General features: G+C 63.2%; 22 protein-coding genes. 5 read left to right on the top strand and 17 right to left on the bottom strand.

Going from position 1 to position 24,293, the window contains the following annotated elements; all coding sequences use genetic code 11:
• Positions 1-15 precede the first annotated feature (15 nt).
• The gene (gene yajC / locus NKH60_RS10145; protein ID WP_352451381.1) at positions 16-357 is read right to left on the bottom strand and encodes a preprotein translocase subunit YajC; all 342 of its coding nucleotides are present in this window, start codon (positions 355-357) and stop codon (positions 16-18) included.
• Positions 358-650: 293 nt separating this feature from the next.
• Between yajC and NKH60_RS10140 the strand changes: the two genes are divergently transcribed.
• The gene (locus NKH60_RS10140; protein ID WP_352539745.1) at positions 651-1,526 is read left to right on the top strand and encodes an ATP-binding protein; all 876 of its coding nucleotides are present in this window, start codon (positions 651-653) and stop codon (positions 1,524-1,526) included.
• Between the two features lie 96 nt (positions 1,527-1,622).
• On the opposite strand, the gene NKH60_RS10135 is transcribed toward NKH60_RS10140, so the two are convergent.
• From NKH60_RS10135 to NKH60_RS10075, 13 genes are all read right to left on the bottom strand, one after another.
• On the bottom strand, positions 1,623-3,155 hold the full coding sequence (locus tag NKH60_RS10135; protein WP_352539744.1) for a peptidoglycan DD-metalloendopeptidase family protein: 1,533 nt from the start codon (positions 3,153-3,155) through the stop codon (positions 1,623-1,625).
• 189 nt (positions 3,156-3,344) lie between these two features.
• Positions 3,345-4,010, bottom strand: coding sequence for a protein-L-isoaspartate(D-aspartate) O-methyltransferase (locus NKH60_RS10130; protein ID WP_352500868.1), 666 nt, complete (start codon positions 4,008-4,010; stop codon positions 3,345-3,347).
• Positions 4,007-4,765, bottom strand: coding sequence for a 5'/3'-nucleotidase SurE (gene surE, locus NKH60_RS10125; protein WP_352539743.1), 759 nt, complete (start codon positions 4,763-4,765; stop codon positions 4,007-4,009). Before surE ends, NKH60_RS10130 begins: the two co-directional genes overlap by 4 nt.
• The gene (serS, locus tag NKH60_RS10120; RefSeq protein WP_352850151.1) at positions 4,765-6,069 is read right to left on the bottom strand and encodes a serine--tRNA ligase; all 1,305 of its coding nucleotides are present in this window, start codon (positions 6,067-6,069) and stop codon (positions 4,765-4,767) included. The genes surE and serS overlap by 1 nt, the downstream gene beginning before the upstream one ends.
• A gap of 294 nt (positions 6,070-6,363) precedes the next feature.
• Positions 6,364-7,227: a twin-arginine translocase subunit TatC gene (gene tatC, locus NKH60_RS10115; protein WP_023678927.1), complete on the bottom strand. Its 864-nt coding sequence runs from the start codon at positions 7,225-7,227 to the stop codon at positions 6,364-6,366.
• Positions 7,224-7,901 carry a Sec-independent protein translocase protein TatB gene (gene tatB, locus NKH60_RS10110; protein ID WP_352850150.1) on the bottom strand — a complete coding sequence of 226 codons (678 nt, stop codon included), beginning with the start codon at positions 7,899-7,901 and terminating at the stop codon, positions 7,224-7,226. The genes tatC and tatB overlap by 4 nt, the downstream gene beginning before the upstream one ends.
• 28 nt (positions 7,902-7,929) lie before the next feature.
• Positions 7,930-8,151, bottom strand: a complete 222-nt coding sequence (locus NKH60_RS10105; protein ID WP_352490594.1) for a twin-arginine translocase TatA/TatE family subunit — start codon at positions 8,149-8,151, stop codon at positions 7,930-7,932.
• Positions 8,152-8,329: 178 nt separating this feature from the next.
• Positions 8,330-9,109: an SMC-Scp complex subunit ScpB gene (gene scpB, locus NKH60_RS10100; protein WP_352831530.1), complete on the bottom strand. Its 780-nt coding sequence runs from the start codon at positions 9,107-9,109 to the stop codon at positions 8,330-8,332.
• On the bottom strand, positions 9,106-9,906 hold the full coding sequence (locus NKH60_RS10095; protein WP_352482297.1) for a segregation and condensation protein A: 801 nt from the start codon (positions 9,904-9,906) through the stop codon (positions 9,106-9,108). The genes scpB and NKH60_RS10095 overlap by 4 nt, the downstream gene beginning before the upstream one ends.
• 58 nt (positions 9,907-9,964) lie before the next feature.
• On the bottom strand, positions 9,965-10,984 hold the full coding sequence (gene nagZ / locus NKH60_RS10090) for a beta-N-acetylhexosaminidase (protein ID WP_352831528.1): 1,020 nt from the start codon (positions 10,982-10,984) through the stop codon (positions 9,965-9,967).
• 116 nt (positions 10,985-11,100) lie between these two features.
• Entirely contained in the window at positions 11,101-14,763 is a 3,663-nt protein-coding gene (locus NKH60_RS10085; RefSeq protein WP_352831526.1) for an SPOR domain-containing protein, read from the bottom strand.
• A 103-nt stretch (positions 14,764-14,866) separates the two neighbouring features.
• Positions 14,867-16,624, bottom strand: coding sequence for an arginine--tRNA ligase (gene argS, locus NKH60_RS10080; protein ID WP_352850148.1), 1,758 nt, complete (start codon positions 16,622-16,624; stop codon positions 14,867-14,869).
• Positions 16,625-16,685: 61 nt separating this feature from the next.
• Positions 16,686-17,900, bottom strand: a complete 1,215-nt coding sequence (locus tag NKH60_RS10075; protein WP_352831522.1) for a deoxyguanosinetriphosphate triphosphohydrolase — start codon at positions 17,898-17,900, stop codon at positions 16,686-16,688.
• Positions 17,901-17,973: 73 nt separating this feature from the next.
• Here NKH60_RS10075 and erpA point away from each other — a divergent pair, with 73 nt between their 5' ends.
• The 4 genes from erpA to NKH60_RS10055 all read left to right on the top strand — a co-directional run bounded on the left by erpA (position 17,974) and on the right by NKH60_RS10055 (position 19,933).
• On the top strand, positions 17,974-18,321 hold the full coding sequence (gene erpA / locus NKH60_RS10070) for an iron-sulfur cluster insertion protein ErpA (protein WP_254818314.1): 348 nt from the start codon (positions 17,974-17,976) through the stop codon (positions 18,319-18,321).
• 2 nt (positions 18,322-18,323) lie between these two features.
• A complete protein-coding gene (locus tag NKH60_RS10065; protein ID WP_352470415.1) occupies positions 18,324-18,713 on the top strand; it encodes a VOC family protein in 390 nt (129 codons plus the stop codon).
• Positions 18,714-18,743: 30 nt separating this feature from the next.
• On the top strand, positions 18,744-19,538 hold the full coding sequence (xth, locus tag NKH60_RS10060; protein ID WP_023678937.1) for an exodeoxyribonuclease III: 795 nt from the start codon (positions 18,744-18,746) through the stop codon (positions 19,536-19,538).
• A 77-nt stretch (positions 19,539-19,615) separates the two neighbouring features.
• Positions 19,616-19,933 (top strand): hypothetical protein, encoded by a 318-nt coding sequence (locus tag NKH60_RS10055; RefSeq protein ID WP_023678938.1) that lies wholly within the window; start codon positions 19,616-19,618, stop codon positions 19,931-19,933.
• 24 nt (positions 19,934-19,957) lie between these two features.
• Here NKH60_RS10055 and NKH60_RS10050 read toward each other — a convergent pair whose 3' ends face one another.
• The 3 genes from NKH60_RS10050 to NKH60_RS10040 all read right to left on the bottom strand — a co-directional run bounded on the left by NKH60_RS10050 (position 19,958) and on the right by NKH60_RS10040 (position 24,006).
• On the bottom strand, positions 19,958-20,794 hold the full coding sequence (locus NKH60_RS10050) for a tetratricopeptide repeat protein (protein ID WP_023678939.1): 837 nt from the start codon (positions 20,792-20,794) through the stop codon (positions 19,958-19,960).
• The gene (gene ilvD, locus NKH60_RS10045; RefSeq protein ID WP_352816843.1) at positions 20,781-22,505 is read right to left on the bottom strand and encodes a dihydroxy-acid dehydratase; all 1,725 of its coding nucleotides are present in this window, start codon (positions 22,503-22,505) and stop codon (positions 20,781-20,783) included. Before ilvD ends, NKH60_RS10050 begins: the two co-directional genes overlap by 14 nt.
• A 280-nt stretch (positions 22,506-22,785) precedes the next feature.
• Positions 22,786-24,006 (bottom strand): OmpP1/FadL family transporter, encoded by a 1,221-nt coding sequence (locus NKH60_RS10040; protein WP_352500879.1) that lies wholly within the window; start codon positions 24,004-24,006, stop codon positions 22,786-22,788.
• Between the last annotated feature and the right edge of the window lie 287 nt (positions 24,007-24,293).

Raw genomic sequence — 24,293 nt, 5'->3', positions numbered from 1 at the left:
CCGCCTTCAATTCGGTTATTTCTTGGCGTTCTGGTTTGCCACCGGCTCGCCCTTGACGCGCACGTCGGCGATCGTCGAGCGCAGCGCCGTCACCTTGGTGCCGCCGCCAAGGTCGATCTCCAGCTCGTTATCGTCGATCACCTTGGTCACCTTGCCGACCAAGCCGCCGCCGGTGACAACGGTATCGCCGCGACGAACCGCCGCCAGCATCTCGCCGCGCTTCTTCAGCTGCGTGCGCTGCGGCCGGATGATCAGAAAATACATGATCACGAAAATCAGAGCAAACGGCACGATCTGGATAAACATTGCGGACGAGTCCCCGCCGATGCCTTGGGCGTATGCCGGTGTCACGAACATCGAGGTACTCCTGAATTTTAAAAACAGCCGCCTTAACCGTTCTGGGAATTTGACGGCCCCGCCAAATTTGGCCGGAATATAGTCGGTAACGTTGCCAATGCAACTGCGCCGCCGGGCAAATCGGCTGCTTTTCCAGCCTGGTGAGCCGTGTTAGAGGGTGATCCCCAAAAGCGACGCTCGGTTTCCGCAAAAGATCATGCCCGAACAAATGCTTGGGACGAGTTTCGAAACCGCTGAAATCAGGTAGGTTGGCCTGCCGCACCATCCTGAACGCGAGACAAAAAAGACAAGAGATGACCGACAGCACCATCGATACCCTGAGCCAGAAGCTCGACCGCCTGATCGAGGCGGTCGCCCGCCTCGCCCCGCCGCCGGTGCCGCAAACCGACCTGGGCGAGGCCGATTGCTTCGTCTGGCAGGCCGATCCCGGCTATCTGGAGCCGGTGCTCAAGGTCAACCGCGTCGACATCGGCCTGATCCGCGGGGTCGACCGCGTCCGCGACATATTGGTCGACAACACCGAGCGCTTCGCGTCAGGCTATGCCGCCAACAACGTGCTGTTGTGGGGCGCGCGCGGCATGGGCAAATCGTCGCTGGTCAAGGCGGTGCACGCCGCGGTCAACGCTTCGGCCAAGCTCGATCTGCCGCTCAAGCTTATCGAGATCCATCGCGAAGACATCGACACGCTGCCGAAGCTGATGGGCCTGCTGAAGGCAGCACCCTTCCGCTTCATCCTGTTCTGCGACGACCTGTCATTCGACCATGACGACACGTCCTATAAATCGCTGAAGGCAGCGCTTGAGGGCGGCGTCGAGGGCCGCCCGGCCAACGTCATCTTCTACGCCACCTCGAACCGGCGGCATCTGTTGCCGCGCGACATGATCGACAATGAGCGCTCGACGGCGATCAATCCGTCCGAAGCGGTCGAGGAAAAGGTTTCGCTGTCGGACCGTTTCGGCCTGTGGCTTGGCTTCCACAAATGTTCGCAGGACGAATATCTCGATATGATCGACGGCTATGTCCGCCATCACGATCTCGCCATCGATCCCGAGATGCTGCGCGCCGAGGCGCTGGAATGGGCGACGACGCGCGGCAGCCGTTCGGGCCGCGTCGCCTGGCAGTTCACCCAGGATCTGGCAGGCCGGCTCGGCAAGCCGCTCAAGGATTAGCCGCTCAACGACTAACAACAGAAGAAGCCCGCACCTTGCGGAGCGGACTTCCTCGCCGGGCTGAAGGTCAGGTGGCCCGCAAATCGCTTTCGTCGTCTATTCGAGATAGGTCGAAGGATCGACCGGCGCCGAGTTCTTGCGCACTTCGAAATGCAGTTTCGGCGAGTCGGTGGTGCCGCTCATGCCGGACAGGGCGATTTCCTGGCCGCGCTTGACCTTCTGGCCGCGCTGCACCTCGATCGAGCTGGTGTGGCCGTAGACGGTGACCAGACCGTTTTCGTGCCGCACCAGCACCGTGTTGCCGAATTCCTTGAGGCCGTCACCGGCATAGATGACGACGCCGTTTTCAGCTGCCTTGACCGGCGTCCCCTCGGGCACGGCAATGTCGACGCCGTCCTTGCCGCCGCCGAAGCTTGAGATCACGCGGCCGCGCACCGGCCAGCGCATCTTGCCGATGCCCGTTGCGTCCGGCGCCACCGCATCGTCGTCCTCGGCCTGCTGGATGACTTTCGCGTCCTTCTTTGGCGGCGTGTAGGAGGCGAGCGTCTGCGTCGGCGTGGCCTTGGCAGGCGGCTGGGTGGTGGCCGTCGTCACCGGATCGACCTTTGCCGGCTTCGCACCGGCGACAACAGCGGTTCCGCCTGCCGGCACTTTCAGGGTCTGGCCGATCTTGAGCAGTCCATCCTGCATGCCGTTCGCCTGCTTCAACGCGACGACGCCGACGCCGGTCTTTCTGGCGATGGCCGACAGCGTATCGCCTTGCTGAACCGTGTAGGTGCCGCCGGCACCGGCTGGCTTGGCCGTCGCCGAAGCCACTTTGGGCGCGGCCTTTCCATCCTTCGGCTGGCTCGCGGCAGCCGAGGCGTCCACCTGCGCGGCAGACTTGCCTTCCCTGAGCTTCGGTTGCTGCGGCAGCACGGCCACCTTCTCCGGCGCGTCGGCCGGCTGGTCGTGCCTGGTGCCGTTCGCGGGCTTGGCGTCGGCGACTTTCGGCGTGGCGCCGTTGCTCGAATACGCATAGGCCGGGATGACGAGCTTCTGGCCGGTCTTCAGCCCCTTGGTCGCGCTCAGCCCGTTGACTTTCATGATGGCATCGGCCGGCACGCCGTAGCGCCGAGACAGGCCGGAAATGGTCTCGCCGTCCTTGACGACGATCTCGGTTGCATGCGGTGCGCCGGCGGCCGTCGCCATGCGCGGCGCGTCGGGCTCGGCGTTCTTGAACGGCCTTGCCGCCGGAGCGACGGTGCCGGTTGCCGTCCTGTCGACACGAGGAGCGGCAGGCGCCATCGCCGGCGCGGCAGCGGTACGCACCGGGCGGGCGGCGGGTGCCAGGGCGGGAGCCGGCGGTGGCAACTGCTGCGCCGTAACCGGTTCGAGGCTTGAGCGGCTGACCGACTGGGTGTGGCTGCCGTCGACCGGCGCGGCCGCAACATCGCCCGGATAGGGCTGGGCAGCATCCTGCTTGTCGATGATGGCGCGCTGGTTGTTGGTCGAGGCGGTGAACACGTCATCGACGCTGTTGAACCGCGCCACCTGGGAACTACACCCCGTCGCAGCGCCTGCGATCATGAGGACGGCGCAGCCACGCGCCAGATTGCGTCCGTTTGCCTTCAAAACACTGAATTGCATCGCACTAACCCGCACAGACCCGGTACAACTGAGTGTGATTAAAGCGCGTTAATGTTACCGGTCGGTTAAACCTGTAGAATCAGACGCAAATTTTCTTAAAATATTCGAGGAAGGCTCTCAACTTCGTCGTCCTAGGATGACGAAACGACAGGCTTCGGCTGATCCCCAAGCGGCGCGATGTACCCGGAATCAGATCACCGCGGCGACACCGTGCAGGATCGGCTGCAGGCGCACCAGGCCGATATCCTCGCGTTCGAAGCGGCTGCCGACCTTGGTCAGCTTGGCCAGCACCTGCTCGCCTTCGTCGGGTCCGATCGGCGCGATGACGATGCCGCCGCTCGACAATTGGTCGAGCAGGAAGCGCGGTAGGCTGTCGAAGGCCGCCCAGGCGACGATGCGGTCGAACGGCGCTTCGTTGGCCAGCCCGTTGGAACCGTCCGCCTGGCGCACGATGACATTGCCGATGGCGAGCGCCTCGAGCCGCTGCCGGGCTTGTTCGGCCAGCGTCTTGTAACGGTCGATGGTGACGATCCGCGCGGCAAGCCGCGACATCACCGCCGCCGTGTAGCCGGACCCGGTGCCGATCTCGAGCACCCGGTTGCCCGGCTCGATGGCAAGTGCCGCGATCACCGCCGCCTGCAGGTCGGCGCCTTCGATGGCCTCGCCGCATTCGATCGGCAGCATACGGTCCGACCAGGCTATCGAGTGGAAATGCGGAGACAGAAAGCCGCGCCGCGGCGTCGCCTCGAAGGCGGCGATAAGCGCCTTCGGCACCGTCCCCCTGCCGCGCAGGCGAAGCAGGAAGGCAGCGAAACCTTCGCGCTCGTCGACCGTTGCAGCGTGGTTCAAGTTCATGCGAGCGCCTTGGCCAGTTGATCGCGGATTTCATGCGCGGTGAGATCGAGCTGCAGCGGCGTCACCGACACCAGCCGATTGCGCAAGGCATTGAGGTCGGTGCCTTGCTTGCCCTCGACTGGCTCGCGGCCGAAGCGCAGCCAGTAGTAAGGCAGGCCGCGCCCGTCGCGCCGCTCGTCGACCCACAGGCTGTGGACCAGCTTGCCCTGCGAAGTGACTACAGTTCCGGCGATCTCTTCCGGCGCACAGTTCGGAAAATTGACGTTGAGCAGCACGCCGTCCGGCAACGGCATGGCGACGAGCTTTTCGAGCAGGGCCGGCGCCAGCGCTTCGGTGGTCTCGTAGGGAACGACGCGGTCCTCGCCGACATAGGAATAGGCCTGGCTGATGGCGATCGATCGCACGCCGAGCAGCGCGCCTTCCATGGCGCCGGCGACCGTGCCCGAATAGGTGACGTCGTCGGCGATGTTGGCGCCGGAATTGACGCCGGACAGGATCAGGTCAGGCGCTGCGGGCAGGATCTTCTTCACGCCCATGATGACACAGTCGGTCGGCGTTCCGCGCACCGCAAAGTGCTTTTCGCCGATTTTCCTGAGCCGCAGCGGCTCCGAGATCGACAGCGAATGCGCATAGCCGGACTGATCCTGTTCCGGTGCCACCACCCAGACGTCGTCCGACAGCGTGCGCGCGATGCGTTCGAGTGATGCAAGGCCCTCGGCATGGATGCCGTCGTCGTTGGTCAGAAGGATGCGCATTATTTCGATTCGATCTTTTCCAGACCGCCCATGTAAGGCCGAAGCGCTTCAGGAATGGTTACGCTGCCGTCCTCGTTCTGATAATTTTCGATGACGGCAATGAGCGCACGGCCGACGGCGGTGCCCGAACCGTTCAGCGTGTGGACGAAGCGGTTGCCCTTGCCGTCCTTGTCCTTGTAGCGGGCGTCCATGCGCCGCGCCTGGAAATCGCCGCATACCGAGCACGACGATATCTCGCGATAGGCATTCTGGCCGGGCAGCCAGACCTCGATGTCGTAGGTCTTGCGCGCGCCAAAGCCCATGTCGCCGGTGCACAGCGTCATGGTGCGGAACGGCAGGCCGAGCCGCGTCAGCACCTCCTCGGCGCATTCGGTCATGCGCTCATGCTCGGCAACCGAAGTCTCCTGGTCGGTGATCGACACCAGCTCGACCTTGTAGAACTGGTGCTGGCGCAGCATGCCGCGCGTGTCGCGCCCGGCCGAGCCCGCCTCGGAGCGGAAGCACGGCGTCAGCGCCGTATAGCGCAGCGGCAGTTGTTCGTGCGGCGTGATCTCGTCGCGAACGAGATTGGTGAGCGGCACTTCGGCGGTTGGGATTAGGCCAAGCCTGCCGTCCCCGTGCCGAACGAAGAACAAATCCTCCTCGAATTTCGGCAGTTGCCCGGTCCCGAAAAGCACCTCGTCGCGCACCATCAACGGCGGCTGGATCTCTACATAGCCGTGCTCGGTGGTGTGCAGATCCAGCATGAACTGGCCGAGCGCGCGTTCCATCCGCGCCAGGCCGCTTTTGAGCACGATGAAGCGCGAGCCGGAAAGCCGTGCTGCCCGCTCGAAATCCATCATGCCGAGCGCTTCGCCGATCTCGAAATGCTCCTTCACCCAATTCGGCCGCGTCGGCACCTCGCCGACGACGCGTTTGACGACGTTGTCGTGCTCGTCCTTGCCGACCGGCACATCGTCGAACGGCACGTTTGGCAGCACTGCCAACGCATCGTTCAGCGCCTTGTCGAGCTCGCGCTCGCGCGCCTCGCCATTCTGGATGAAGGCCTTGATCTCGCCGACCTCGGCCTTCAGCCTTTCGGCAAGAGCTGCATCGCCCGAGCGCATGGCATTGCCGATCTCCTTCGATGCGGCGTTGCGGCGTTCCTGCCTGGTCTGCAGCTCGGTCAGATGCTCGCGCCGCGCCTCATCCGCGGCGATCAGGTCGTCGACCGTGGACTGCGCATCCTCAGCCGACCACGAGCGCTTCTTCAGCGCTTCGACAAGGGCCTTCGGGTTGTCGCGAATCCATTTGATGTCAAGCATGGTCTGTTCGTCCTCGGCACGGCGGTTTCGGGGCAAGGAAATGCCCAAAACAAAGACCAGAGGGCGTAAACCGCATCGATACAAGACGTCAAGGCAGAGTTCCTTCGCGCCGACCTCAGGTAGGCAGCACGCGCAACGTTCGATCGAAAGAACCCTGGAAACAAAAACCCGCCTCGAGAGGCGGGTTTTTGGAGCCAATTGGCACCATACTTAAATTAGTAGCATAGCTGCCGGCACAAAGCAAGAACAAAGTTGCTATGGCCGGCAAAAAAATGCTGCCCGCTTCAACCGAACCTATGTCGAAGACGCGTCCGCCGGCTTTTCGGCCACCTCTTCGGTGGCGTCCTGCTTTTCGCGGGCCACACGGTCGCGCTCCTTGCTGCGTTCGATCAGCCGGGCCGACCAGATCGAGACCTCGTAGAGCAGGATCGTCGGAATGGCGAGGCCGATCTGGCTCATCGGGTCGGGCGGCGTCAGCACCGCCGCCACCACAAAGGCGATGACGATCGCCCATTTGCGCTTCTCGGCCAGGGCCGTTGACGACAGCATGCCGACCCGCGTCATCAGGCTTGTCACCACCGGCAGCTGGAACACCAGGCCGAAGGAGAAGATCAGCGTCATGATCAGGCTGAGATATTCGGACACTTTCGGCAGCAGCGAAATCTGCACCTGGTCGTTGGTGCCGGTCTGCTGCATGGCGAGGAAGAACCACATCACCATCGGCGTGAAGAAGAAATAGACCAGCGATGCGCCCATCAGGAACAGGATCGGCGAGGCGATCAGGAACGGCAGGAAGGCGTTGCGCTCGTTTTTGTAGAGGCCGGGCGCGATGAATTTGTAGATCTGCGTGGCGATCAGCGGAAAGGCGATGACCATGCCGCCGAACATGGCGAGCTTGACCTGGGTAAAGAAGAACTCCTGTGGCGCCGTATAGATCAGCTCGACCTTGTGCGGGTCGAGCCCGGCCCATTGCGTCGCCCATCTGAACGGAATGACCAGAAGGTTGAACAGCCGCTTGGCGAAAAAGAAGCAGACCAGGAAGGCAACAAAAAAACCGCCGATCGACCAGATCAGCCGCCGGCGCAACTCGATCAGGTGCTCCATCAGCGGAGCCGACGATTTTTCTATCTCGTCCTTTTCCTTGTCCGAAACGCTCACTTGGCGGCTCCCGCCGTTTTCCTGGCGGCCGGCTTCTTCGTTGCTGACGCCGGCTTCTTCGCTGCTGACGACTGCGCTTTTTGCTCAGCTTTTGCGGCAGCCTTTGGCGCAGCAGTCTTTGCCGGCTTGGCCGGCGCGGCGGCCGCGGCTTTTGCGGGCGCTGGCTTCTTCTTTGCCGCAGGTGCTTCTTTCGGCACGGCCGCTGCAGCCGTTTGCGCCTGCACTGCCGGCGCTACGACGGACTCGTCCGTCATCGCCGGAAAGATCGGCGTCGGCTCCGGCGGGCTGACGCCCGGCGACGTTGTTGCGCCGTTCTTAAGCGGCTCGGCCGCCTGCTCCGTCGCAGCGGCGGCATCGACGGCCGGCTTGGGTTTCATCACTGCGTCGACGCCGGAACGGACGTCGGCGGCGGCCTGCTCGAATGGATTGAGCTGCTTCCTGATCTCGGCTGCCGGATTGAGGCTTCTCAGCGAATCGACCGACTTCTTGACGTCGTCGAGCTCGGCTTCCTTCAACGCATCGTTGAACTGCCGCTGGAAATCGGACGCCATGGCGCGCAGCTTCGCCGTTGTGCGGCCGAAGGTGCGCAGCATGTTGGGCAAATCCTTGGGCCCGACGACCACGATCATGACGATCGCGATCACCAGCATCTCGGTCCAGCCGACTTCGAACATGGCTATACGTTCCGACTAAAGTTTGGGCTCAGCTTTTGCTGGCCTTTTCCTTCGGTACCGAAACGGTTTCGTCGGCACGGTGTTCAACGGTACGCTTGTCCTCGGCAGTCTCGTCGTCCGCCATGCCCTTCTTGAAGCTCTTGATGCCCTTGGCCATGTCGCCCATCAACTCGGGAATCTTGCCGCGGCCGAACACCAGCAGCACGATCACCAGAACGATCATCCAGTGCCAAATCGAAAATGAACCCATAGCAAATCTCTCTCGAACGGTTTCCCAGACGCTGATCTATGCGCTTTCGGGTTCGGATTCAAACAGAACTGCGACAGAGTTCATGAATGAGTCGCCGAAGTCACGCACTTTCGGCACGGCGGCCCGCTACCAATCGGCGCAGTTCCATCCTGCCTGTGGCTTTAAGATGGCGCTCGGCTCAATCTTCCGTGACGCGCGGCGTCAAAAGGCCGAGTTCTTCGAGGTCGATGTCGGTCAGCGGATCCTCGTCGTCGGTGAGCGCATCGGGGTCGGCCGGCGGCAGCGGCACCGAGAAATTCGACGGCATGCGGCCGGACAGCAGCCCGGCACCCTTCAATTCCTCCATGCCGGGGAGATCACGTATCTCCTCCAGTGCGAAATGGTCGAGGAAAATGTGGGTCGTGCCATAAGTGACGGGACGGCCGGGCGTGCGGCGCCGGCCGCGCATCCTCACCCATTCGGTCTCCATCAGCGTGTCGAGCGTCCCCTTTGACGTCTCGACGCCGCGGATGTCCTCGATCTCGGCGCGCGTTACCGGCTGGTGGTAGGCGATGATCGCCAGCACTTCGAGGGCGGCGCGGGACAGCTTGCGCTGCTGCACCGTGTCACGGCTCATCAGGAAGGCGAGGTCGCCGGCGGTGCGAAACGCCCAGGCATCGCCGACGCGCACCAGATTGACGCCGCGCCGCGCATAGATCTGCTGCAGTTCGGCCATTGCCGCGGCAATGTTGATGCCGTCGGGCAGTCGCGAAGTGAGCTGTTTTTCGCTGACCGGCTCGGCGCTGGCGAATACGATCGCCTCGGCCATCCGTACGGCCTCCGCCATATGCAGCCGCTCGCCGGGATTCCGCGACAAATTCTGCCCCTGATTTTGTGCCGGGTTTTCGGCGACCGCGCCTTGCTCGGCGTCGTCGTCGACCTTGAACGGAATGACCGAAGCGTTGGCGCGTTCGTTCATGGTGTTACCTCGACTATCTTGATGGCCTGGGCGCGGCCGCGCAGATAAAGCGGCGCGAACACCTGGTCCTGCCGCATTTCCATCTTGCCTTCGCGCACCAGTTCCAGCGTCGCCGCAAACGAGCTGGCAACCGCGGTGCGCCGCTCTTCCGGGCCGGCCAGATATTCGACCAGGAAACTGTCGAGCGCCGTCCAGTCGCGCAGCGACCCGATCAGCCTGATCAGCACGTCGCGCGCATCCTTGAGCGACCACACGCCGCGCCTGGCGATCGTCACATTGGTTATCGCCTGCTTCTGGCGCTGCTGGGCATAGGCGGTCAACAGGTCGTAGAGCGAGGCCGAATAAGCATTGCGCTTCTCGACGATGACCATTTCCGGCATGCCGCGTGCAAACACGTCGCGTCCGAGCCGGTTGCGGTTGACCAGCCGTGCCGCCGCGTCGCGCATCGCCTCCAGCCGCTTCAGCCGGAACTGCAGCACCGCCGCCAGTTCCTCGCCGCTTTCGCCTTCGTCGCCGGGCTGCTTGGGGATCAGGAGCTTCGACTTGAGAAACGCCAGCCATGCCGCCATCACCAGGTAGTCGGCGGCAAGCTCCAGTCTCAGAGCCCTCACCTTCTCGACGAAGGCCAGATACTGTTCGGCCAGCGCCAGGATCGAGATGCGCGACAGGTCGACCTTCTGATTGCGGGCAAGATGCAGCAGAAGATCGAGAGGACCTTCGAAGCCGGCCACATCGACGACCAACGCCGGATCGCCGGTCAGCCGGGAATCGTCGTTCTCGGCCCACAAGCGGTCCATCGGTGCGGCCTTGCCGGCCTTCAGGTCCAATGTCTCCGCCACTTCGCTTCCTTTGATGCTAGGCCACGGCGTCGAAATAACTGGCAAATTCGGCCCGAATCTCGGTCTCGTCCGCCACGTCGCGGTTCCTGATATAGGTCAGCGCCCGCTCCGCGCGCTCAAACGACTTGCCTTCCAGCCCGGTCGTGCGCGATGCAATGCCGGCCATCTCCTCGAACACGCCGTTGCAGTGAAGGACCAGATCGCAGCCCGCCGCAAGGATCGCCGCCGCCTTTGACGGGAAATCCCCAGAAAGTGCCTTCATCGAGGTGTCGTCGCTCATCAACAGGCCGTCGAAGCCGATTTCGCCGCGGATGATCTCTTCGATGACCTTGCCGGACGTGGTGGCCGGGTTCTTGGGGTCGATCGCGCTATAGACGACATGCGCCGTCATCGCCATCGGCAAATGGTTGAGCTCCCTGAACGGGGCAAAATCATGCCGCTGCAAATCGCCGATCGAGGCGTCGACGGTCGGCAGTTCGAAATGCGTATCGGCGAAGGCCCTTCCATGACCGGGAATATGCTTCATCACCGGCAGCACGCCGCCCGCCATCAGGCCTTCCGCCGCGGCGCGACCCAATTCGATGACGGCGCGCGGCTCCTTGCCATAGGCGCGCGCGCCGATGACGTCGCTGGCGCCCTCGATCGGCACATCGAGCACCGGCAGGCAATCCGCCGTGATGCCGTAGCGCAGCAGGTCGAAGGCATGCAGCCGCGCCATCAGCCAGGCGGCACGGGTGCCGGCGTCATGGTCGTCGCGCCACAAGGCGCCGAGTGCACCGGCAGCCGGATAGTTCGGCGCCAGCGGCGGCCGCAGGCGCTGCACGCGGCCGCCCTCCTGGTCGATGAATACCGGCGCGTCCGCACGCTCGACGCAGTCGCGCATGGCGGCGACCAGATCGCGGATCTGCTCGGTCTCGCCGATATTGCGCGCAAACAGGATGAAGCCCCACGGGCATTCGTTGCGATAGAAACGGATCTCGTTGCGGGTCAGTGATTTCCCGGCGCAGCCGAGGATCATGGATTTTGATTCGGTCATGCGGAACAGTTTAGAGCTTCGCGCCGACAAAGGGAATCGCCCTTAATTGCCTTCAGAGGTTTCCGTTCACGCAAAAAAGCCGGCGCGGACGCCGGCTTTTCGAGGGGCCTTGATGCCTAGTGGGACACGAAGCAATTGCCGCCGGCAGCCTTGTAGCTGGTGCACAGTTTGATCGCCTCGTTGCGAGACTGCGCCGGAACGCGGACGCGGTAGAAGGTGCCCTTGCCGGCGATCTCGGCCTTGACGATGTTGGCGGTGCGGCCGGAAAGCACGCTGCCGTAGCGGCGCTGCAGATCCTGGTAAGTCGCCTGGGCGCTTTCGACTGTCGGCTGCGAAGCGATCTGTATCGACCACGAACCAGCCCCGGCCGCGGCCGGATCGATGGAAGCGACCTGATCGGGCTTGACCTCGCCAACCACATCGACCGGCTGGTCGGACGGGCGCTGCGGCGCCACCGGAACCGTGGCCGGGGTGCTGGCGGACTGCTTGCTGGCTGACGCCTGGGCCTTGGCTTCAGCCTTTGTGTCGGGCTTGGGCGCCGGCTGCAGCTTGGAGGTTTCGGCCTGATCGCCGCTCGCCTGGTCGCCACTCGGCTGGTCATCAATCTTCGGATCGCTTGTTATTTGGTCGATCAGGGGCACGGTGCCGGTCTGCGCGGCGGCGTCGGCCTGGGCCGACGGAGCCACGTGCTGCGGCGCCGGATCGGCCGGCTCGGCAGCAGCCATCTGCGGGGCGGCAGGCGCCGGATCCTCGCGCGCCACCAGCGAGCCGTCAGGTTTCACGACCATCGTCCGTACCTTGCGCGGCGCAACGGCGACGATCTCGGGGGTTGCACCCTTCTCGGCCTCCTGCAGAACCTGCGCGATGCGATCCTCGGACTTGGGCGCCGGTGCGGCGGCGGTTTCGGCAGCGCCAGCCGCACTGGCGCCAAGCGTGCTGGAGTCAGACGCGCTGGTGCCGGGCGCATTGGTGCCAGACCCGCCGGTGTCGGACGCCGCGGTGCCGGGCGCGTCGATATCGTCCGCGGCATCGGGGTCATTGGGCGAAAGATCGACGACGCGGCTCTCCGGTTCGTTGGCCTTCAGGTCCACAGGCTCTTCGGTGTTGGTGACCAGCTTCTGCTGAACCGGCTCGGCGGGCTTGGTGCCCTTGACCACAGCGTCATAAACCTTGTTGTCCTGGTTCGGCACGACGGTGCCGCCTGGATTTTCCGGCTTGATCTTGATCGGCCTGTTGTCGGCCTTGACGATAACCGGCGCATCGCCGCCGCTCTTGCCGCCGAGGGTCAACGCAAAGGCGCCAAGGCCTCCGGCGATCGCCACGGCGCCGACCACCGCACCTATCAGCAGCCCGCGCCGGCGCGGCTGCCTTTCGGCCCCGCGTTCGGCAAGGCCCGGAACCGACATCTCCTCGTCCAGTTCGGGATCGTAGTCGAGCTCATCGAAGGTGAAATCGTCGGCCTGCGAAACCGGCTGGCCACCGGGCAATGGGCCCAGATCGAAACCGTCCGCTGCATCGGCATAGGAAGCGGCTGCCGCGCTGACGGGCGCTTCCGCAGGCTTGGCGCCATAGGCGCGCGTCTCGCTACGATCTTGCTTATACCCAGACACGAAGCCGGCATCGTATTCATCGTCATAGCCAGCACTGCGCACCGGGGCAGGCGCTATATCCGTTGCATTCATTTCGGTGAGAAGGCTGGCAAAATCGGCATCGAGATCGTCGTAGGCGGGCGCCACCGGCTCGTCATCGTCGAAGTTGAGCTCCGGAATGTCGAGATCGTCCGCCAGCGCCACGACGCGCTCGGGTACGTCGACCGTCTCGACATCGGGCATCTCGTCATAGGCGGAAGGCTGTTGATGCGAGGTTGGTGCAGCTTCCACGTAGGCGGGCCGATCTTCATAGGATGACCTATCTTCACGGGATGCCTGGCCTTCATAGGACGGCCTCTCTTCGACCGGTGCGGCCCGATAGGACGGCGTTGCAGCCGGCTGCGGCGGTGGTGCCGGACGCGCCGAAGCCACCGGCTGGCTTGCAAAAGCGGGTTGAGGCTGTGCGACCGGTGTCACGCGGCTCCACGAGCGGGCCGGCTCGGGCGGTGTGGCGCGTGTCGTCAGCCAGTTCAGCGCATCGAGCGGGTCTTCCTCGGCAGCAGCTGCCGCACTCTTGTCGGCCGAGTCGTGATCCAGGCCGATATTCCTGGCGAAGTCGGCATCGAGCGCATCGCTGTCGAGATCATCCGCGGGTCCGGCAGCGGCTTCAACACCGAAATCCTCGCCTTCAAGCTCATCGAGGAGGACACTGCCGAGATCGGCGTCATCGGCGGCACTGGACTGCTGCGGCTCAGCGGGCTCGTGCTCGTCGAGTTCCCAATCCAGCTCGTCGACAGCATGCACCGGCTCGTTGGCGACGTCTTTGACCGCCGCCATTGGCTGTTCAGCGGCCACTGCTGGCTTCTGAATTACCGGCGCGATAGGCTGCTGAACAGCCATCACGGGCTTCTGGGCAGTCTGCGGGCTTGTCTGAGGTTCGTTGACCACTTGTGCCGGCCGTGTGCTCATCGCACCGAGCAGCGCGTTCAGTTCGTCTTCCAGGCTGCGTTCCTCAGCCACTGGGGCCGTCGGGACGACAGCGGCCGGCGCCGCTGGTTCGGCCGCAACCTGCGCCACGGGCTCTTCGGCTTCCTCGGCAGGCGCATCGTCGAAGCTCAGATCGAAATCGTCGTCGAACGCCGCTTCAGCGGCCGTGCCGGAAAGCCGGGCGGCCTCTGGCTCTTCGATCGACTGCTCTTCGATAAACTCTGGTTCTTCGATTTCGGCAGGCCCGTCCGAGCGAACGTCGAAGTCCATCTCGACATCGGCCATGGCATCATCGAAATGGCCGGCAAGATCCTCATCGGCCGAAACCGCATCAACCGGCGATGCCGGGGCGGCGACGTTTTCCGCCGGCTCATGCTCGTCGAACATCAGCTCGTCTTCGAGCGAGCTTGCAACGGCATCGTCGAACTCGTCATCGAACGCAGGCGCGGCCGCTTGCGCGGCGGTTTCAACGGCGACGGTCTGCTCCATCGGCTCATGCTCTTCGAGCATCAGCTCGTCTTCGAGCGAACTTGCCACGGCGCTGTCGAACTCATCGTCGAAGGCGGGCTCGTCGACCGGCTCGATCGCCTCGGCTGCGGCCCTGGGTTCATCCTCGCCGGTCACCGCGATCTTGGCCGTCACATCGTCGTGCCGAAAATCCTGGTCGAGCGAGGCGGCAAGTTCGTCGTCACTCGAAAGGTCGTCCTCGAACGGCGACACGTCTTCGAGCGAGCCGGCGATGCCGTTATCGAACTCGTCGTCGAGCTCCGGCTCGACGGAGGGAGCGAACGCCCTTTCGGGGGCGGAGGCAATTTCGTCGGCGGCAACAGGAGCGGCCGCAACAGGAGCAGCATCATCCGCCGCACTGTCGTCGAACGCGAAATCCTGTTCGAACGAGGCAGCAAGCGCGTCCTCCATTTCGTCGGCGGCGGCCGGTTCGGGTGTCGGCTCGCGAAGCTTGGCAGGGGAAGCATTGTCATTGGCGTCGGCGCCGAATTCGCCCATCAACTCCTTCTCGAGATCGATCTCGAAATCGCCCTCGTCCACCGACGGTTCGGCGGCAGCGGTTTTCGGCTGTGCCGGCGTTTGCGGTTTGACCGGCTGGCGCGGGTCGAACCCCATGATCCTGGTCAGTTCCGCGAACGGATCATCGTTGGCGATGTCGTTGTGGTCGGCTGCTCTCAGCTGGGTTCTGTCTGCCATTATTGTTCCCGAACTCGCACTCATTCGGACGCCATGGACGTCGCGTAGGGTTGGCCCTTACCAGCGCAATGTGGGCAAAAGGTGACAGGTTTTTTACTCAAACCTAACGCATTTCGGTGGGCGCATTGGCTCCGATCAGCGTCAGGCCGGACGTCAAAACGTCCGAAACAGCCTGCACCAGCCCTAGTCTGGCATGCGTCAATTGTCGGTCGTTAACCTTAACAAAACGTAAGTCGGGATTATCGGTGCCCCGGTTCCAGTGTCCGTGGAAGCTGGAAGCGAGTTCGTAGAGGTAAAATGCCAGCCGGTGGGGCTCGAGCGCGAGCGCCGCGGCTTCGATCAGCCGAGGATATTCGGCGAGCTTCCTGATCAGGCCGATCTCGCCCTCGTCGGTCAGCAAAGCCACTTCGGCGGCCAGCTGGTTGCGGTCGAACATGGCCTCGCCCAATTGCTCGCTCGCCTGCCGGAACACCGAATGGCAGCGCGCCGAGGCATACTGCACGTAGAACACCGGATTGTCCTTCGACTGCTCGGTCACCTTGGCGAAGTCGAAGTCGAGCGGCGCGTCGTTCTTGCGGTAGAGCATCATGAAGCGAACTGCATCTCGTCCAACTTCTTCGATGACCTCCCGAAGAGTGACGAAATTCCCAGTTCGCTTTCCCATCCGCACCGGCTCGCCGGCGCGAAACAGCCTCACCAGCTGGCAAAGCAGCACGGTAAGCTTGACCTCGTCGCCGGCAATCGCCCGGGCAAGCGCTTCCAGCCGTTTCACGTAGCCGCCGTGATCGGCGCCAAGCACATAGATCAGGTTGACGAAGCCGCGATCGACCTTGTCCTTGAGGTAGGCGACATCGGCGGCGAAATAGGTGAAGGTGCCGTCCGACTTGACCAGCGCCCGGTCCATGTCGTCGCCGACCGCGGTCGAGCGGAACAGCGTCTGCTCGCGGTCCTCCCAGTCCTCCGGCTTCTCGCCCTTGGGCGGCGGCAGCTTGCCCTTGTAGATGTGGCCCTTCAGCGTCAGGTCGCTGATCGCCGAGCGAATCTTCTTGGCATTGTTGGCATGCAATGTGCGCTCTGAGAAAAAGACGTCGTGATGCACGTTGAGCAGCGCCAGATCCTCACGGATCATCGCCATCATCGCATCGATCGTCCTGTCCTTGACGATGGCAAGCGCCTCTTCGTCCGGCATCTGCAGCAGGGAGCGGCCGAATTCGCTGGCCAGCGCCTGACCAACGGGGATCAGATAGTCGCCTGGATAAAGCCCGGCCGGAATGTCGCCGATCTCATCGCCGAGCGCTTCGCGGTAGCGCAGCATGACTGAGCGTCCGAGCACGTCGATCTGCGAACCGGCATCGTTGATGACGTATTCCTTGGTCACGTCGTAACCGGCGAAGGCCATCAGATTGGCCAGCGCGTCGCCGACCACAGCACCCCGGCAATGGCCGACATGCATCGGGCCGGTCGGGTTGGCCGAGACATATTCGACATTGGTTTTCTTGCCGCCGCCGATAGTCGAGCGGCCGTAGTTGCGGCCTTCTTCGAGCAGCGCCGTCAGATGCGCCTGCCAGAAGCCGTCCTTGAGCCTGAGATTGACGAAGCCCGGGCCGGCGATCTCGGCGGCCGCGATATCCTCGTCGGCGCGCAGCGCCTCAGCCAGCCTTTCGGCCAGCGCACGCGGGTTCTGGCCGGTCGGCTTGGCCAACACCATGGCAGCGTTGGTCGCGAGATCGCCATGGCTGGCATCGCGCGGCGGCTCGACGGCGATGCGCGACAGGTCCGGCGACACGCCATCCTTGTCTTTCAAATCAAGCGCTTCGACGGCCTTTATGATTCGCGCGTTGAAATCGGCGAAGATGTTCATTGCTGTGGCTCTGACGGTTTTGCAGGGATCCGGCTCGTTGGCCGGCAAAATCGCGCCCGCCCTAGCTCAAATCCGGCGTATGGTCAAACAAACGCCTGTGTTCCTTGAGTGCATAAGTGTCCGTCATGCCAGCCAGGAAATCGGCAACGCTGCGCGCCTTGACGCGGTCCTCTGCCCGGTCGAGCCCTTCGCGCCAGCCATCCGGCATGGCGCGCGGATCGGCGAAATAGACGTCGAACAGGTCCCTGACGATCTGGTCGGCATCGGCGCGCACCCGCATGACCTCCGCATGCCGGTAGAGGTGCTTGTAGAGAAAGGCCTTCAGCTCCTTTTCCAATACGGCCGTCTCGGCGGAGAAGCTCACCATCGGCTCGCCGGCCGCCCTTACCGCTTCGGCGCTGTCAGGCTTGATGCGCGCCAGATTGGCCGTCGTCGAGACGATCACGTCCTCGACCATGATGGTGATCTGCCGGCGCATCAGCTCGTGGCCGGTGCGTACGTCATCGAGCGCCGGATAGCGCTGACGCACGCCCTTGAGGATCGACCCCGGCAGCGAGACGCCTTCCAGCATATCGAGCGTCAACAGCCCTGCCCTCAAGCCGTCATCGATGTCGTGGGTGTTGTAGGCGATGTCGTCGGCAATCGCCGCGCACTGCGCCTCGATACCAGCGAAGCGGTCGAGCTCGAGGTCGTGCAGTTCGGAATAGTCGCGGATAGCCTGCGGCACCGGCCCCTTCAGCCCTTTCCCCTTGGCATCGGTCAGCGGGCCATTGTGCTTGACCAGCCCCTCCAGCGTTTCCCAGGTGAGGTTCAGCCCATCGAACTCGGCATAGCGCCGCTCCAGCCGCGTCACCACACGCAGCGACTGTGCATTGTGGTCGAAGCCGCCCCAGGCGGCCATCTTGTCGTTCAGCGCGTCCTCGCCGGTATGGCCGAAGGGCGTGTGGCCGAAGTCGTGCACCAGGGCCACCGCCTCGGCCAGGTCCTCGTCGCCGCGCAGCGCCCGCGCCAGAGCGCGTGCGATTTGCGCGACCTCGATCGAATGCGTCAGCCTGGTGCGGTAATGATCGCCTTCGTGTGCGACGAACACTTGCGTCTTGTGCTTCAGCCGGCGGAACGCCGTCGAATGGATGATGCGGTCGCGGTCGCGCTGGAAGGGCGTGCGCGTCGGGCTTTCCACCTCGTCGAACAGCCGCCCGCGCGACTTCGCCGGGTCGCTGGCATAGGCCGCGCGCGGCCGATAGCCGAATCCGATGTCGCCCAACTCATTGGTCATAGCGTATGCCGCAGTTGACTTGCCCCGTCGCGCTTCATACCTATCATACGAAACCGAAAGCAAGGTGACGCCCATGGGCGCTGATGCCAAGACCGCCATGAAAGTCGAGATGACCGACGCCGCCGCCAGGCGGATCGCCAAGATTGTGGCGAGCGAAGCCGGCAAGACGGCGCTGCGCGTTTCGGTCGAGGGCGGCGGCTGTTCCGGCTTCTCCTACAAGTTCGACCTGGTCGACAGGCGCAATGACGACGACGTCGCCATCGAGAAGGACGGCGCCACCGTGCTGATCGACGACCTGTCGCTGGTCTATATGGGCGGCTCGGTGATCGATTTCGTCGACGATCTGATGGGCCAGTCGTTCCAGATCAGAAACCCCAATGCGGTCGCCTCCTGCGGCTGCGGCACCAGCTTCTCGATCTAGAAATGCCCGACATCGGCGCGGTCCGTCAGGTCGCGCTTTCCGCCGGGCGCGACCTCGATGCGACGCTGGCGTTCTGGCGCGAGGTGCTCGGCATGAACCTGCATGCGCGTTTCGATCCGCCGGGCATCGCCTTTATCATGGCCGGTGACGTGCGCCTGCTTTTCACCGACGGCCTGCCTGCCGGCACCGTCTATCTCGACATATCGGGCCTCGACGAGTTCCACGCTTCGGCAAGGGCCGCGGGTGTTCCCTTCACCGCGCCGCCGGCGCTCGTCCATCGCGACACCGAAGGCCTGTTCGGCCAGGCGGGGGAAAGCGAATGGATGGCCTTCCTAAAGGACCCGGCAGGCAATACGATCGGCCTTGTCGAACGTCATCCACCGGATCGCTAGTCTCCGGACCACCAGCCTATCGAGGCCGTCATGAAAATCGTCACCTGGAACATCAACGGCGTTCGCGCCCGCATCGGCAACTTGACCCATTGGCTGACGGAAAGCGCGCCCGACATCGCCTGCCTGCAGGAGATCAAGACGGTCGACGAGCAGTTTCCCCGCGCCGAGATCGAGGCGCTCGGCTACAATGTCGAGACTTACGGCCAAAAAGGCTTCAACGGCGTCGCCATCCTGTCGAAGCTGCGTTTCGACGAGGTCAATCGCGGCTTGCCGGGCGACGATGCCGACGAGCAGGCGCGTTTCATCGAGGGCGTGTTCTCGACCGACAAGGGCGCCTTGCGCGTTGCCTCGATCTATCTGCCGAACGGCAACCCGATCGACGACGAGAAGAAGTTCTCCTACAAGCTTTCCTGGATGGCGCGACTTGAGCGCTGGGCCGAGGAGCGGCTTGCTCTGGAAGAGCCGCTGGTCCTGGCCGGCGACTACAATGTCATTCCCGAGCCGATCGACGCGAAGTATCCGGAAAACTGGCTAAGCGATGCACTGTTCCAGCCCGCGACGCGGCAAGCGTTCCGGCGGCTGAAGAATCTCGGCTTCACCGAAGCCGTGCGTGCCGTCACCGACGCCCCGGACATTTTTACGTTCTGGGACTATCAGGCCGGCGCCTGGCAGAAGAACAACGGCATCCGCATTGACCACCTGCTTCTGTCGCCCGAAGCCGCCAACTGGTTTTCCTCGGCTTCGATCGAAAAACAGGTGCGCGCCTGGGAAAAACCCTCCGACCACGTGCCGGTGGCGATCGATCTGGCGCTGCAGCCGGCCTGACCGGAGCTGCTGTCCGGCGGCACAATGATAAGTTGACCTCTTATCGCCACAAATCGCGCGCTTAATGAGAAATCATCATGGTGGCTGGGGTTCCCATGACTACTCGATTTGCACTTTGCCCGATCGGCTGCGCGCTTGCGATGGCGGTGGCGACGCCGGCTTTTGCCGATGCAGAGTGCCTGGCTAACGGCAAATCATTCCAGATCGGCCGGGTCGCCTGCCTGACGCTTGCCGGCCAAAGCTACCTCGCCCGTTGCGAGATGGTGCTCAACAACACATCCTGGACAAAGCAGCGGGATGGCTGCCCGGAGAACACGCTGGCCCCACATCTGCAGGGCACGCCGATCTCAACACCGGCGCCCAGCGGCATGCCGGCGGAACCGACCGACAATTGATCTCAAAACGGAAATTCTGCCGACCTATTGGTCGCCGCCACCCTTGGTGAGGATGTCGTCGGCCAGCGAGATCGCGGTGCGGCGGTCGGCTTCGCCGGCGGCCGCAAACGCTTCTTCCTGCATGCCGCGGATCCATGGCTGGTCGGCGGGTGAGGCCCGTTCGAGCGCCGCGGTCATCATCGCCAGCCCCCGCACGATCTTGCCGCTTTGGAAAAGCAGGTTGCCGAGCGTCGCCTGCGCGCCCGCATGGCCCTTTTCGGCCGCCAGCTGGAACCAGCGTCCGGCCTGCTTGACGCTGGCCTTGACGCCGCCCTCACCCTTGAGGAACATCTGGCCCATCTCGAACTGGGCGTTCGGGTTGCGGTAGTTGGCGGCGGCACGCATGTAATATTCCTGGGCCGCCACCTCGTTCTCCTCGACGGGGCTGCCGGGAATGCCCTTCCTCAGATAGTCGCCGAGCGCCACCAGCGCGTCCGAAACATAGCTTTCCTCGGGCGAACCGGGCTCGACATCCTGGTCGACGATCTCGCTGAAGAACTTGAACGCCGCGTAGTCGTCTCGCGCCACGCCATCGCCTTCGGCATACATGCGCGCAAGCTTCCAGGTGGCGCCGATCTGGCCGTTCTCGGCGGCATATTTATAGGCTTCCGCGGCCTGCTCCTTATGGCCGTTCTTGTAGGCGGAAAAGCCGAACTGGAACACCGCCCACGGGCTCGACTGCGGCTTCACGCCGGTCTTGTCGTCGAACACCTTGTCGTCGAAGGCCATGGCCTGGCCGACGGCGCCCAAGGTCGCGCCAAACGTGGCGAGCGCAACCAGTGCCGAAAGGACAGACGACCTCAACAACTCAGATGTCCGCATAGCAGTGTGTTTCTTTGGCACCGCCGGGATGGGTGACCGCGCCGTCGCGGGCAGGTCCGACCGTCTGTGCGTATTTCCAGATCGCGCCCGACTGATAGTCGGTCGTGCGCGCCTTCCATGATTTTGCCCTCGCCGCCAGTTCGGCCTTGGACAATGCAACCTCGATCGTGCCGTTCACCGCATCGATCGAAATCAAGTCGCCATCCCTAAGCAGCCCGATCGGGCCGCCCACTGCCGCTTCCGGCCCGACATGGCCGATGCAGAAACCGCGCGTTGCGCCCGAAAAACGCCCGTCGGTGATGAGCGCTACCTTGCCGCCCATGCCCTGGCCGTAGAGAGCCGCCGTCGTCGACAGCATTTCGCGCATGCCCGGGCCGCCGCGCGGACCCTCGTAACGGATGACGAGAACCTCGCCTTCGCTATAGTTACGGTGCGTAACAGCCTCGAAACATTCCTCTTCCGAATCGAAGCAGCGTGCCGGACCCGAGAATTTGAGTTCCGCCATGCCTGCGACCTTCACGATCGCGCCTTCGGGGGCAAGGTTACCCTTCAAGCCCACGACCCCGCCGGTCTGGGTAATCGGCCTATTGGCGGGACGGACCACATCCTGGCTGTCATTCCAGGAAACATGTTCCATATTTTCGGCCAAAGTGCGGCCGGTCACCGTCAGGCAATCGCCGTGAAGATAGCCATGGTCGAGCAGCGTCTTCATCAAGAGCGGAATGCCGCCGGCCTCGAACATGTCCTTGGCGACGTATTTGCCGCCCGGCTTGAGGTCGGCGATATAGGGTGTTTTCTCGAATATCTTGGCCACGTCGAAAAGATCGAACTTTATCCCGGCCTCGTGCGCGATCGCCGGCAGATGCAGCGCCGCGTTGGTCGAGCCGCCGGTGGCCGAGACCACGGTCGCGGCATTTTCCAACGCTTCTATAGTAACGATGTCGCGCGGGCGGATGTTCCTTGCGATCAGCTCCATGATCTTTTCGCCGGAAGCGAAATTGAAGCGGTCTCGCATCTCGTAGGGTGCCGGCGCGCCGCAGGAATAGGGCAGCGCCAGGCCGATCGCCTCAGCGACGGTGGCCATGGTATTGGCGGTGAACTGGGCGCCGCAGGAGCCGGCCGACGGACAGGCGGCTTGCTCGATCTCGAGCAGCTCGGCGTCGCCGATCGTGCCGACCGAATGCTGGCCGACCGCCTCGAACACGTCCTGCACGGTGATCTGCCGGCCACGGTAGCTGCCGGGCAGTATCGAGCCGCCATAGATGAAGATCGACGGTACGTTGAGGCGCACCATGGCCATCATCATGCCGGGCAGCGACTTGTCGCAACCGGCCAATCCAACCAGCGCATCGTAGCAATGGCCGCGCATGGTGAGCTCGACCGAGTCGGCGATGACCTCGCGCGACACCAGCGACGACTTCATGCCCTGATGACCCATGGCGATGCCGTCGGTGACGGTGATGGTGCAGAATTCGCGTGGCGTGCCGTTGGCGGCCGCCACGCCCTTCTTGACCACTTGCGCCTGGCGCATCAGCGAGATGTTGCAGGGGGCGGCCTCGTTCCAGCAGCTGGCGACACCGACCAGAGGCTGCGCGATCTCGGCCGCCGACAGCCCCATTGCATAAAGGTAGGAGCGATGCGGCGCCCGCTCGGGACCAACGGTCACGTGGCGGCTCGGCAGCTTGGCCTTGGAGATCGCTCTGGCGTCCATACTCGTCCTTGCCGCGGGCGGTGCGGCCTGCCTCTTCGCCTAGCCTTTTGGCGCATGTCCCGAGACAGGTTCGAGGTGCGCCGGGTTTATGGCGGGAAATAGGCAATGTTCTCGGGCGGCCGGGCGACGCGAGGGTTGTTCAGAAACTGTTGCCAAAACGTCACAATTATCGGAGCGAACATCATGGGGGGCAATTTGTTGCATTGGCCGAATGCCGGATGACGCACCGAACAAAACGGCCGGGCAGCGCCCGGCCGTTTTGTCGTTTAAAATTCAATAGTTAGAACTTGATCTTGACGGAAGCCGAACCAGCGAGAAGCAGGTCGTTGCCGTAGGTGTAGGTAACGGCATTTGCCACGTCGCCGACACCGCTGAAAGTCGATGACCCGCTCGTCAGCACACCGATCGAGCCGCCGAGCCTGACCTCGACCTGGTCGTTCGGCGAATAGGAGACGCCGCTGGCGACGGCCCAGGTATCCGACTGATAGCCGGAGGTCGTCGAGGTGCCGCGATCCCAGGTCAGCGAAACCACGCCCGACAATTGATCGGTGAACTTGTGCCCGATACCGCCCGTGACCGTCCAGCCGTCGCGATAAAGCAGGTCGAATGAAACGGGCGAGGGCAAACCGGTTACCGGACTGCGCACGCCATTGATGGCAATGACGCCAAGCTTGCTCCACTCCTGCCAGCGGATGGAACCAAAGGCCAGCCAGCCAGGAGCTATGCCGCTCTGCAGCTTGAATTCCAGAGCCTGAGGTATCTCAGCCGACGCCGAGACTGGGTACACGCCGGTAGAGCCGGGAATCAGATCCGCTGGAAAGGCGCCCCTGAAGCCGGTCGTGTCGACGGTTCCCGACAGCCCGTCATATTTGTAGCTCGAAGAGTACATCAGGCTGGCGCGCAGAGCGATCTCGGGGATCTCATAGGCTGCGCCCGCACGCCAACCCCATGCCTCGTCGGATAGCTTGAAGACACCGAGGCCGGTATTGCCGAAGGCGAGCAGTGTCTGACGGGAAAGAAACGCGTCTACCTGCTGGTAGGAGACACCGCCGATGAATCGTACGGAGCCCTTGCCGACGTTCACCTTATAGGAGCAGGTGAGACCGAAATCGTCTGTGTCGACGGCGTATTTGACCGCTGTCGGCGAATAGGCGTTGTTCATGCCGAAATTCGCGTCCGCACCATACGGTCTCGTATAGGTGGCAAGACAGTCTACGGGCTCAAAGATGTTGGCCTTGATGCCGACATGCGGCACCGCATAATCGCCACCAACGTCCACCGCCGATGTCGACAAACCCGAGCCATCGAGACGCTGCACATTCTTGAGTTTGCGCTGTGGCGAAACATAGGTGACGCCTGCGTCGAACGAATATGGCGCCGCGTCGAACAGCTGGTCGATGTTGACGCCGCCCCGGTCAAAGCCCCCGGCCTGCACCGTCCCAGCCAAAGCCAGCGAAAAAGCCCCCGCGCCCAGCAGCACTTTCAGACGCGAATAACACATGAATCTCCTCCCCGAAATATCCTTGCATCAAGCTAGAACCAATTCAGGTTAACGGCGCAACAACGAATTCGCCGTGCGTACATGTACAGCTTGGCTGAACGCATTTCCGACAAGGTGTCGGCCTTCTTACCGAGGCGGGAAAATGGCCGCCACAATACAGATCGACGAGAAAACTCGGGAAAAACCCCTAAATCACTACAAAACAGGGCATTTTGCGTGCCCAATTAGCCATTGTTACATTACGGCAACAATGGGGCAAAAACATTCAGTTTGCCTCAAGATTTACG

This window comes from Mesorhizobium sp. M1006, from assembly GCF_040318825.1.
GTDB lineage: Bacteria > Pseudomonadota > Alphaproteobacteria > Rhizobiales > Rhizobiaceae > Mesorhizobium.
This window is presented reverse-complemented; position numbering and strand designations above follow the sequence as displayed.